The sequence below is a fragment of the Curtobacterium sp. PhB137 genome (assembly GCF_003814955.1).
Classification (GTDB): Bacteria; Actinomycetota; Actinomycetes; order Actinomycetales; family Microbacteriaceae; genus Curtobacterium.
In genome coordinates this window covers 131,736-143,935 of sequence record NZ_RKQO01000004.1, presented here as the reverse complement: position 1 = coordinate 143,935, position 12,200 = coordinate 131,736, and the positions used below count along the sequence as shown (strand labels likewise).

Sequence of the window (12,200 nt, the reverse complement as noted above, 5' to 3'; positions counted from 1 at the left end):
TACGAATGAAAGAGGTTCATCATGTCGCGTGTCCTTTCGACCGAGCAGGCCAAGACCGCCATCCGTCAGGTCCAGTCGATCATCAACGGTGGGTTCACCGACCAGATCTCACAGCTCGACGCCCAGGGCCGGATCCTGTCCGACTCCAACGTCTGGGACGGCCCGCTCGCGGCGACCTTCCGTGGGTCGACCTGGCCGGAGACCAAGGCCGCCCTCGACAAGGCGAAGACCGAACTCGAGCAGCTCCGCACGCAGCTCGACAAGATCTCGCAGGACATCTTCACCGCGGGTGGCGGCGCGTAAGCAGCCACTCGTTCCGCCCGGACCGTCGCGCTCGCGGCGGTCCGGGCGTTCGCGGTCGGTGGGGCCGCGTGACCAGCACGACCAGTACGACTTCGGGGGATGAACCATGGCTGACCTGCACGGCAACGATCCGGTCAAGTTCGACAACGGCACGGCCGACGCACTCAGCACGGCGCTGAACGGCGCGGCCGAGTCGATCGAGGGGCAGGCCGGCTCACGGCAGTCCTACGTCACCACCGCGACACAGGAGTTCCGGGGACACTTCTCCGAACTCTTCGCGCAGAACGCGTCGACAGCAGCGTCCGACGGTTCGACGATCGCCGCGAACCTCCGCACCGTCGCGGGGTGGGTCGACAAGATGAAGGCCGCTGCCGAGCGGGAGAACGCTCGTCGCAAGGAAGCCCGCGACTGGGAAGCGGAGTACGGCGACCGGAACTTCTTCGAGTGGGTGCACGACAAGGTCGCCGGGGCTCCCGTGCCGCCCACCGTCCACCACGAGGACGCACCGACCTTCGACCAGGCGACCGGACCGAGCACTCCGCGCCAGACGCCGAACCCCGGCTCCGGTGGCGGGGGCGGCGGTGGGACGTCGTCCGCCAAGCCCGCCGACCTCCGCTCGTTCGCCACCGGGTCGTCGACGCTGAACCAGTCCCTCGACGGCAAGCCGGCCGGTCTGCGCGGCAAGCTCACCGACTTCGCGTCGAAGTGCTCCTGGGGGCACATCGACGCGACGAGCCTGGTGAACGCCTTCGAACAGTGGATCACCGCCAACGGCCAGGACGTCACCTGGGCGAACACCATCGCCGACGCGTTCGCTGCTGCCGGCGGTGAAGGCGCCGTCTCCACGGTCTCGGATGCCGCGCTCGCCGCAGCCCTGGCTGCCGCGGGGGTCTCGCAGTCCCGCACCGACCTGCAGTTCGATCCGCCGTCGGCCTACGGGGCCCAGCCGACGACCGGCTACTCGATGGACCCGGTCAACACCACGACGGGCAACTTCCTCGAACCGGAGCTCGACCTCGGGTTCACCGGTGCATCTGCAGCGCTGCAGGTCACCCGCATGTACAACTCCCTCGACCAGCACGTCGGGCTCTTCGGTCCGGGCTGGGCGTCGATCCTCGAGACCCGGTTGCTCATCGACGACGAGGGCGCATCCTTCGTCGGTGCCGACGGCCGCCAGGTCCGGTTCCCGCGCGACGGTGAGGGCTGGGCCCGAGGCGTCGGCGAGAACCGCTGGCTCGCGGCCGATGGCGACCGGCTCGTCGTCCGCGACAACCAGGGCGAGCGCATCGACTTCTCGCCGTCGGGGCAGTGGCTCGGACAGCGCGGCGGAGCCGGCACAGCGGTCCGCATCGAACGGAACAGCGACGACGTCGTCGTCCGCCTGGTGCACGAGCGAGGCCGCTCGATCGACGTCGACCACGTCGACGGCCGGGTCGCGGTGCTCCGCGCATCCGACGGCCGCCGGGTCGAGTACGGGTACGACGACCGGGGCCGCCTCGTCACGGTGACCGATGCCGTCGGCGTCCGGCGCTACGGCTGGAACGACGACGACCTGATCATGACGGTCACCAGCGCGGCCGGTGTCGTCGAGGTCGACAACACCTACGACGACCAGCGCCGCGTCGTCGAGCAGGTCAGCCCGCACGGCCGCACCGTGCGCTTCGCCTACCTGCCCGGTCGTGTCACGGTGGTGTCCGACCACGACGGCTCGCGGTCGAACTCCTACATCGCCGACGCCAAGGGGCGTCTCGTCGGGGTCATCGACTCCGATGACCGCCGCCAGTCGATGAGCTACGACCGGCACGGCAACCTCGTGTCGGCGACCGAGCGCGACGGGTCCGTCACCGTGCACGCGTACGACGACCGCGGCCGGAAGACCCGCACCGTCACGCCGTCCGGCGGTGACCTGACCTACGGGTACGACGAGCAGGACCGCGTCACGACCGTCGTCACCGAGGCCGGCGCCGTCGTCTCCTACGAGTACGTGGGCGACGACCGCGACCCGTCGGTGATCACCGACCCGGTCGGCGGACGGACTGAGCTGAGCTGGCGAGACGGCGCGCTCACCCACGTCGTCGACCCGACCGGCGTGGTCCTGACCTTCGACCACGACACGTTCGGCGAGCTCGTCGCGACCACGAACGCCGTCGGGGCCACCGCTCGGATCGAGCGCGACGCTGCCGGCCACCCGGTCGCCGCGGTCAGCCCCTCCGGCGCACGGAGCGATTACCGCTACGACGCAGCGGGGCTCCTCGTCGAACGGCGTGACGCCGACGGAGCCGTCTGGCGCTTCGAGTACGGTGCCGGCTCACGCATCGCAGCGGTCGTGGACCCGCTCGGAGCACGCACGACGTTCGACTACGCCCCGAACGGCGAGCTCGCGACGACCACCGACCCGCTGGGTCGGCGTGTCTCGCGGACGTTCGACGACCAGGGGAACCTGGCGGAGCTCGCATTGCCGGGCGGCGCGGTCTGGACGTTCGCGCACGACGCCTTGTCGCGCCTCCAGGCCGTCACCGACCCCGCCGGCGCGACCTGGCGTCGTGAGTACGACGTCGTCGGCGAGCTGACGGCGACCATCGACCCGACGGGCGTCCGCCAGGAGTTCTCGGACGACGTCGCGACCGGCGTCGCGACCCTGCGCGACGCCTTCGACTCGGCGACCGTCCGGTTCGACGAGTACGGCCGACCGGTCGAGTCGAGCTCCGACGAGACCGGTTCCGAACTCGTCACCTACGACGCTGCCGGCCGACCCGTCGAACTCGTCGACGGCGAAGGCGGCCTGACCCGACTCGAGCGCGACCTCGCCGGCCGTGTCGTGGCGTTGGTCGCTCCCTCGGGCGCGCGCTCCACGTACGAGTACGACGCCTGCGGGCGTCCCGCCGCAGCCACCGACGCCGCGGGGGCGCGGACGACGCTTAGCTACGACGCGGACTCCCGTGTCGTGGCCCGGACCCTGCCCACCGGCGAGGTAGAGGAGATCACGTACGACGCCGTCGGGCGCGTGGTCACGCAGACGACTCCGGGTTCCGGCACCGCGCGGTTCCGCTACGACCAGGCCGGGAGGCTCGTCTCCAGCCACGACGCACGCTTCGGCCGTCGTCGGTTCCGCTACGACCCCGCGGGCCAGCTGATCCAGGTCGTCAACGGTCTCGACGGGGGCACCTCGTTCGAGTACGACGAGCGCGGGCGCCTGGTGACGATCACCGACCCTGCCGGCGGGACCACTCGACGCGAGTACGACGCCGCCGACCGTGTGGTCGCGGTCACCGACCCGCTCGGCCGGACGACCACCGCGGCCTACGACGCCGCCGGCCGTCAAGTCCGGCAAACGGATGCCGAGGGACGAACGACCGAGTGGACGTACGACGCGGCCGGCCGACAGCGGGCCGTGCTCGTCGACGGTGCGGTGCAGTCGGAGATCTCCCGCGACGCCGTCCACCGCACGGTCGTCGTGTCGGACCACACCCGTGGTGCCGGTCGGACGATCGAGCACGAGCTCCAGCGCGACCGCCGTGGCCTGCTCGTCCGCCGTGCCCGAGGCGACCGGTCCGTCGCGTGGGAGTACGACGCCGACGGCAACCGCATCGCTCGCGTCGATCCGAACGGGACCCGAACGACCTACCGTCGCGACGCCGTCGGCCGCGTCGTCGGGGTGGACCGTGACGGCGCCCCTGCCGGGACGTTCTCCTACGACGCCTCGGGTCGGATCGTCCAGGCGGCCACCGGCGAACTGGTGCAGTCGTGGTCGTACGAGGGTGGCGCCCTCGTCGCACACACTTCGACCACGCTCGACGGTGCCACCAGCACGCGGATCGAGCGCGATGCCGACGCGCGGATCACCGCGGTCGACGGACCGTCCGGAGTGGTGTCGTACGAGTACGACGCTGCCGGCCAGCTCGTCCGTGCCGGGGACTCGACGTGGACCTACGACGACCGTGGGCGACTCGTCGCCGAGACCGTCGGCGGTGTCGAGACGCGCCACGAGTACGACGCAGCCGGTCAGCTGGTCGCGACGATCACCGAAGCCGGCCGGATCGAGTACGTCCACGACGGTCTCGGTCGACGCATCCGACGGACCGCCGCTGACGGATCCACCACCGAGTACGCGTGGTCCGACCTGGGGTACCTCGCTGCCGTCGTCGACCGCGACGCCTCGTACGCCGAGACCGGTCGGCTCGACGTCTGGGTCGATGCCCTGGGTGAACTCGCCGAGGTGGCCGGGGTCGCGGCGTGGTGGGACTCCGCCGCGGTCGTTCCGTCGCTCATCAGCATTGCCGACACGTCGTTGCTCGACCTGCCGGGGGGTATCACCGCGATCGGCGATGTCGTCACGCAGCCCGCGTGGCGCAGCGCGCGCGCCACCGACGCTGCGGACCCTTGGGCGGCGCTCGCTGCCGTCACCGACGTCGGGCTGCCCGCGGGGGTGGCACTGACCGGCTCGGGCGGGGTGTCCGTCGCCGGGTTGGAGTGGCTCGGGGCACGTGTGTACGACCCTGCGGCGCGAGGCTTCCTGTCGGTCGATCCGCTCGCGCCGATCCTGGGTGCGGCGTGGTCGGGGAACCCCTACTCGTACGCCGGCAACGACCCGTTGCAGGCCGTCGACCCGCTCGGGCTGCGGCCGGCGACGGACAAGGACCTGCAGGCGTACCGGGATGCGAACCAGGGCGCGATCGCTGCTGTCGGGAGCTGGTGGGACGACAACTGGGAGTACGTGGTCGCGGGGGTTGCGATCGCTGGCGGCATCGCGCTCATGTGCACCGGAGTGGGTGGACCGGCGGGTGTCGCACTCTTGGCGGCTTCCGGTGCCCTGATGTCCGGTGGTATCTCTGTGGCGACACAGAAAGCCACGAAGGGTGAAGTGGATTGGCGAGCAGCCGGCGTCGACGCGGTGGTGGGAGCGGTGGGCGGGGCAGCTGGCGGCGGCGCGGCGCTGGGACTCGGTCGCCTTGCGCCCAACGTTGCGCGAGTAGCCGTGCCAGGAGCGGAGCGCCTGGCCGGAACCTTGCTGAGTTCAACGGGCCGGTCTGCGCTCTCGGCCGGGGCCGCGGGCTCTGCGTCCAACATGACGGATTACGCGTTCAACGGCAAGGATCGTACTGTCGGCGGGTTCATCCAGACGGGAGCCACGGGATTCGCTACCGGCGCGGCAGTCAGTGTTGGCTCGTCTCGGCTCGGGGGATGGGTGGCGGACTCCTTCAGCCCGACGGGCGGTCGGCATGTGATGCTCCCCGAGCCCAGCGGCCGACATGTCTTCGTTCCTGAGCACGCGGTTCGCGGATCGACGGCGGTGTGGAACACGATCACGTCAGAGACAATCGATCGCTCAGCCGGAGCGGGCGGCGCTGTCTTGAACGATGTCCTCACCGGGAAGGATCCGGGCGACTACTTGAAGGATGCTATCAACGGCGCCGTGTCAGGTGCCGGCGGGCCTACGGTTGGTCTCCACAGCCGCTGATGCGGAACAACGAACATCGGAGTTGCAGTTGACGAGATCGGCGCTCGAACGCACAGCGCAGAGAAGGCTCGTGCGCAGGAGGCGGATTCTTGCTTCCATCGTCCTGGCGTTCGTTGTCTTGGTTCCGCTGCTCGGCTTCTTCGTCGGACCGATAACTTTGAAGGCGTACGACGCCGGACATCGGGTCGAGCCGATCTGCACAGTCAGCTCGGCGCACAGCAGCATCGATTCCTCTCGTTCGTTGAAGGGCGTTGGGTCGTCGACATCTCAAGTCGTGTTCGAGACGTCTGACTGTGGAACGCTCGTGCTGCAGTGGGGTGTCACGCGCGACAACGAGGAGGACATCGCCCGAGGTGTCGACGAGGGCGGGCGTTACAGATTCGACGTGGGAGAGGGGTCCTACAACATGCGGGGATTCCTGAACGCAATCCGCCAAGCCGTCTACGTGAAGAGCTTCGAACCCGCTTGACCTCGCATCTGCCATTGACGACCATGCGCTCGACCGAGCCGAGGGCGTCCGCCACGGGTTTCGGAACCAGCCTCGGCGGAAGCTGGGTGTCGACGAAGGCAAGTAACCTCGCGCTGTCGAACATCCACATCGAGCCTCGCTTCCCGCAGCCCAACGGACGCCACGTGTGGACTCCGCAGCACGCGGAGGCGCCCAACGTCACCTTGGTGAACAGGGTGGTGACGGCTGGCGTTGATGGCTTCGTGGGCGGCGTGCAGGGCGGCGCGAACGAATTGGTGCGGCCTGGCGGAGACGGGCCTGTGCAAGGGTTCACCAACGGCTTGTTGTCAGGTGCGGAAGGCCCGAAGTACTCGACACCGAGACGTGTGGCTGGGTAGACGGAGAAGGGGCAGAAGTTGGAACACGAAGCGAGGAGCGCGGATGCTTCGCGGAGGAAGCGAAAAAGAGGAAATGTTCTCGTTTTCTCCGCTCTCGGTCTCGCGGCCCTCGTCACGATCGGCATCGTTGGTGGCGGACAGGCCTTCAGGGCGTACGACAAATCCCACCAGATCGAGGAGACCTGCGAAGTCCGGACCGCTGTGGCTTCATCCGGTGGCTCGACATCCTCGAGGGGTATCGGCACGCTTTTCGATCAGGTCGAGGTCGACACGAAGAACTGCGGGCCTTTGGTCCTGCGGCGAGGAGTGACCGAGCAGAACAAGGAAGACATCGCGGATGAACTGGGTGCCGCTGGCAGTGTCCAGTTCCGCATCGGAGCGGCATCATTCAAGTGGCGCGGAGTGCTGCACACGTTCCGGACGCCTGTGATCGTGGAGTCGTACGTGGCTCGTGAATAGCTCGGAGTGGACGGCTTCGATCGCCAGGCTTGTTGCAGGGTGACCTCCGGAGGATCATCGGTTCACGGTCGGTCGAGGCTCGTTCCGGCCTGAGGGTGACTGAGGCGCTCGTCAGTGCCCGAAGACCCGGACGAAATCGTTCCACTGCGCCGGCGCACGCTGCTCGAGCCATGCGCACAGTTCCGGGTAGGCCGCATCGATGGAGATGACGCTGATGACGCCGCGCTGCCCGTTCACCTTGATGTCCAGGCCGCCGAATCGGTTGGTGGTGGGACGGATGTGCTTGATCGCCGTCGGGTCGATGGTCCGTGCTGCGCGGAACATCGGGGTGACCACCAGCTGGGAGTCGTACGCCTCGACGCGACGGCGCTTCTGCCCGACGCCGAGGTAGACGAACAGGATCCCGAACAGCACCATGGCGACAGCAGTGATGAGCATCCCGATCGCGTCAGGGTCGTCGAGCAGCGTAAGCGTGGCGAGGAAGAAGAACCCTCCCACGACGATGAACACAATCCCGATGATCCGGAGCAGCAGGTAGTTCCACCGGCGTGCGCGGACGGTGAAGAGCACGCCGTAGGCCTCGTCGCCGACGACGGTGGACGGTGGTCGCTTGCGATCGCTGCGGCGGACGAGCGCGCTGACGGCGGCCGGGATCGCGATCATCGCGAGCAGCGCGATGAGGACCGGCGAGAGGTTGAGTGTCACCGATCTGCCCCCGGTCGTGCGTGCGGACGTCGTCGTTCGATGGGCCCGAAGCCCTGGTCCCCCTGGATCATGCGTGCAGAGTATCAGCGCGGTTGTGGAAGGCGAACGCGCAACTCGCCGGATGCGATACGTTGTATTCCAGTCGGGGCGTGTGGCCCGAACGGGGGCGGCCAGGGCGGCCGATCGACGCGGACCCGACGCCATCGAGCAACTAGCATCGATGTGCTCGACGATTCTCTTGGGGGGAAGACCGTGATCAACCAGCGTGCCGGGAACACCGGAGCACGAAGCACCACTCGCCGGCTCGTGGGGGCGGTCGCCGTCACCGGCATCGCCGCTCTGGTGCTCGCCGGGTGCACGTCCGACGACAAGCCGGTGGCTGACCCGTCACGGATCTTGCAGACGGTCGACACGCGTCTGGCCGCGGACGGCTCGATCACGTCGATCTCCGACACCGCGATCTCCGTCGCGGGCAAGGACTCCTCGTCAGCGACGACCGACCACGACCCCGCGAAGGCGGCTGGTGACCTCCCGCTCCGCATCACGACGCAGTACTCGACGTCGAAGAAGACCGGTACCGACCTTGCCGACCTCGACGGGTACTCGGGTCGTATCGCGATCGACCTGACGATCGAGAACCTCACGGTCACGTCGAAGAACCTGACCTACGACGTCGCCGGCACCTCACGCTCGACGCCGGCGCTCGTGGGTGCACCGTTCAGCGTCGCGGCCTCGACCGTCCTCACCGGCACCGCGGCCGACCGCATCGTCACCGATGCCGCTGACTCCGGTTCGTCCACGGACGGCGTCGTCAGCACGAACGAGGACGGGGACGCGGTCGTCCAGTGGGGTCGCCTGCTGGCACCGCCGACATCCGGCGCGAGCAGCACGCTGCACCTCGTCGCCGACGTCAAGGACTTCACGGCACCGACGTTCGACGTCGCCGCGCAGCCCGGGCTGTCCACGGACCTGTCCTCGACCGGCGTGGTGAACGCGGCGTTCGGGTCCGACAGCGACTCCGAACTCGCGCTCCAGCGCCGCACCATCGACCTCATCTCGCAGGTGAACGAGGTGCTCGCACGAGCGGGCGGCACGATCACCGAGGTCCGGTCCAACCTCGAGACCACGTCGAAGACCCTCGGCGTCAGCACGGCCGAGCGGCTCAAGGAGAGCAGCTCGTCCTTGGCGGGCACCATGCGGTCCCTGTCCGGCGAGCTCGGTTCCCTGAACGGCGACCTCGGCGCGACCGTGAAGGCGACACAGTCCACCGTGCTGCAGCAGCTCCAGCAGACCACGACGAGTCTCGACAGCCTGCTCGGCGACACCTCGGCGACGGCACCGGCCACGGTGCTCGACGGCAACGGGTGCGCGGCGACGCCGAAGACCTCGACCGCGGGCGGCAGCGTCTACGGCAACCTGCTCCGCGTCTCGTCCCAGCTCAAGGGCTACGCCGACGCGAGCGAGGCGTGCAAGCAGCAGGTCAGTGCGCAGCTGTCCGCTGCCGTCGGCCCGAAGGCCCCGGACGCGACGACCTGCGCCGCGACGGACGCGCGAGACTCACTGACCTGCACGCTCTACGAGTCGTCCACCGCGATCAACGGTTCGCTGATCGGACTGGTGAGCACCGGGCAGGCGCTCGCCGCGCGGTTGCAGCCGGAGACGGTCGACGACGCCATCGCGAGCGCCGCCGACCTGGACGAGCAGCTCACGACCATCTCGACCACACTCGACGAATACGAGAACGGCGGGGACGGTGGCACCGGGGACGCCCTCCGCGCACTGTCGACGAGTGCGGACCAGATCGGCACGCGGCTCGACGCACTGGCGACGGCCGTGCAGACAACGCACGACCGTGCCGAGGCGGCACGTGACCTGGTCGACGGCGCAGGGTTCCCGCTGTCGATGCAGCGTCAGAACTCGGCGGTCGCGGACCAACTCTGCACCCTCGCGACGCTCGGACAGCTCGACCAGGCCGACGCTGATCGCCTCCGCGGCTACCTGACGGCCGAGCCCTGCGCCGGTGCGCCTGAGGGGACCGTGCTCCAGCCCGGTCTCGGGTTCACCGACCCGATGGACGAACGACTGGACGACCAGACGGCGCGCTGGCAGGACGTCGTCGACTCGACCAGCGCCGACGCGACGACCGAGGGCACCATCGGCAGCGCGATCGCCGGCCTGCGGACCGATCTGGACGCGCTCGACGACAGCATCCGCGCTGTCCGTGACGCCGTCCGTGGTGGGAGCGACGACGTGGGTTCCACGATCGAACGCCTTCGCGCAGCAGTCGCGGACGCCGACCGTTCGCAGGCGGTCATCGCGACGCAGCTCGGGACGGTCCGCCAGACGCAGATCGACCTCGCGGCCGAGGTCGAGAAGACCTTCAAGGACGCTTCCGACCAGTCGTCGGAGACCTTCAAGAAGGCCATCGACGCGCAGGTCCGGAAGGTCTCGACCACGGCGTCCGAGAGCAACCAGGCCGTCCGCGACGCCTTCGACAAGTCGATCTCGGGCCTGCGGTCCACCGCTGACGAGGTCACGAAGGACTCGAAGGGCACGATCGACGAGCAGAAGAGCACGCTCGAGCAAGAGGCTTCGGAGCTCTCCTCCGCGGTCGACCGGCAGACGGCGTCCAGCCTCGAGCGCATCGCGGCCAGCACGAGCGCCTCGACGCGTGACGTCCAGGGTGCTTCGACGCTCCTGACCGGCGACCTCAACCGGGTGATGCTCGACCTCGGCGACCGCAAGGTGAACGGCTCCGGCATCCTCGGCGCCATGGCCACGAGCGCGGCGAAGTCCGACTCCGCCGACTACCAGCTCGCCCTGGCGTCGCAGAACGCAGCGGGCTACGCGAACGTCCGGGCCGAGGACGTCGCCGGCATCCTGCTCCAGCAGGAGCAGTTCCGTGCATCGCTCGATGCGGCGACGACGCTGCCGGCGTTCCAGCTGAAGGTCCCCGCCAGCGCGACGTCGACCACGCTGTACACCTTCCGGATCGGGGCCGACCGATGAGTGACCAGACGACCGAAGCCACTGCGACCGAGGGCGCTGACGGAACGCGTCCGAGCAGCCGCCGTCCGCTGCTCTTCGTCGGCATTGCGGTGCTCCTCGTGGCCGCGGTCGTCGCCGCCGTCCTGACGTTCCGGGCGTTCGGCAGCAGCACCCCGGCCGAAGCGGTGTCGGCGACCGTGCCGGTGAAGGTCAAGGTGGCACACGTCCCGGCGAAGACGAAGATCGGCATCATCGTCACGCTCGGAGACGGCGAGGGGTCCGAGTGGAACGAAGCGGCGCAGGGCGCGCTGGTGGCGGAGCGTCGGCTCGCACTCGGTGGCACCGACGTCGCGCTCGTCACGAAGAACGACGGCGGGACCGCTGCCGGGGGCACGGCCGCGGTCGAGGCCCTCGCGAAGAGCGGGGTCGCGGGCATCGTCGTCGCCTCGTCGGGCAGCCACGTGTCCGGCGCCCTCACTGCTGCTGCGGCGAAGGGCATCCCGGTCGTCCTGCCCTACGCTCCGGCGGAGAAGGACTCCTGGTCGACGGCGCCGGCCGCTGACTCGATCAGCAAGGCGATGACGACGGCACTCGGTGACGCCGACGCTCCACTGCTGGTCGACCTGGGCGGCGGTGCTCCGGCGGGCCTGCGGGTGGCGCACGTCCTGGACGGTGACGACACCGCGGACACCGCAGCGCTCGCCACGACCGTCGCCGAGCGCACCGGCGCAACGAGCAACGAGCAAGACGCGGACGCAGATGCCGATGCCGATGCCGACGCGAAGACCCCGACGCCGGACTCCGACGCCGTCGTCGTCAGCGGCTCCGCAGAACGCCAGGGTGCCTTCGTCGCCGCGCTCCAGGCCGAGAACGTCACGGTGCCGGTCGTCCTCACGCCGGATGCGACGAGCCCGGCGTTCGGCGCCGCACTCGTCGAGGCCGGCGGCAGCCTGAGCGGTTCCTTCCGGGCCGTGGGTGTCGCCACCGACGACGCCCGCGCGCTCGCCTCCGACGCCGGGGGCCGCGCGATGTCCGCCTTCCTCGGCGGTGTCCGGGTGCTCGCCGGCGACCAGGACGCCGAGAACCTGACCGGTGACCAGCCGTTCTCGGCGGTAGCGGGCGCAGCGGACTCGCGTAGCCACGACGCCGTCATCGCCCTGGTCCGCGCCGTCGGCACGGCGCGGAGCGTCGAGCCGACGGACGTCACCGACGCCCTCGCCGTGCTCGACCTCGACGCCGATGCGGGCATCGCCGGTCCGGCGCTCGACTTCACGCGGCAGCAGGCACTCGGCGCACAGGCGACGGTGCTCGCGGCGTCGGCACAGCAGCTCGGTCTCCGTCCGGCCAGCACCGCGTCCGGCGACGGCACCGGGAGCGGAACCGACGCTGCCCGGACCGCGTCGCTCGTCTGGTTCGACGACTCCAGCACGGACTGACCCAC

At 69.6% G+C, this 12,200-nt stretch carries 7 protein-coding genes; 6 read left to right on the top strand and 1 reads right to left on the bottom strand.

From position 1 onward, the window contains the following. Positions 1-21: 21 nt before the first annotated feature. From EDF28_RS00930 to EDF28_RS00915, 4 genes are all read left to right on the top strand, one after another. Positions 22-303, top strand: a complete 282-nt coding sequence (locus tag EDF28_RS00930) for a hypothetical protein (RefSeq protein WP_027466625.1) — start codon at positions 22-24, stop codon at positions 301-303. 106 nt (positions 304-409) lie between these two features. Beyond that, entirely contained in the window at positions 410-5,761 is a 5,352-nt protein-coding gene (locus EDF28_RS00925) for a DUF6531 domain-containing protein (RefSeq protein ID WP_123936876.1), read from the top strand. A 28-nt stretch (positions 5,762-5,789) separates the two neighbouring features. Beyond that, the gene (locus EDF28_RS00920; protein WP_123936875.1) at positions 5,790-6,230 is read left to right on the top strand and encodes a hypothetical protein; all 441 of its coding nucleotides are present in this window, start codon (positions 5,790-5,792) and stop codon (positions 6,228-6,230) included. Positions 6,231-6,625: 395 nt separating this feature from the next. Next, positions 6,626-7,066, top strand: coding sequence for a hypothetical protein (locus EDF28_RS00915; RefSeq protein ID WP_123936874.1), 441 nt, complete (start codon positions 6,626-6,628; stop codon positions 7,064-7,066). Positions 7,067-7,177: 111 nt separating this feature from the next. Here the strand turns inward: EDF28_RS00915 and EDF28_RS00910 are convergent, their stop codons facing one another. After that, positions 7,178-7,771, bottom strand: a complete 594-nt coding sequence (locus tag EDF28_RS00910; RefSeq protein WP_123936873.1) for a hypothetical protein — start codon at positions 7,769-7,771, stop codon at positions 7,178-7,180. Between the two features lie 252 nt (positions 7,772-8,023). Here EDF28_RS00910 and EDF28_RS00905 point away from each other — a divergent pair, with 252 nt between their 5' ends. Beyond that, positions 8,024-10,780, top strand: coding sequence for a hypothetical protein (locus EDF28_RS00905; RefSeq protein ID WP_123936872.1), 2,757 nt, complete (start codon positions 8,024-8,026; stop codon positions 10,778-10,780). Continuing rightward, positions 10,777-12,195 (top strand): hypothetical protein, encoded by a 1,419-nt coding sequence (locus EDF28_RS19095; protein ID WP_185094106.1) that lies wholly within the window; start codon positions 10,777-10,779, stop codon positions 12,193-12,195. The genes EDF28_RS00905 and EDF28_RS19095 overlap by 4 nt, the downstream gene beginning before the upstream one ends. The last annotated feature ends 5 nt before the right edge of the window (positions 12,196-12,200 follow it).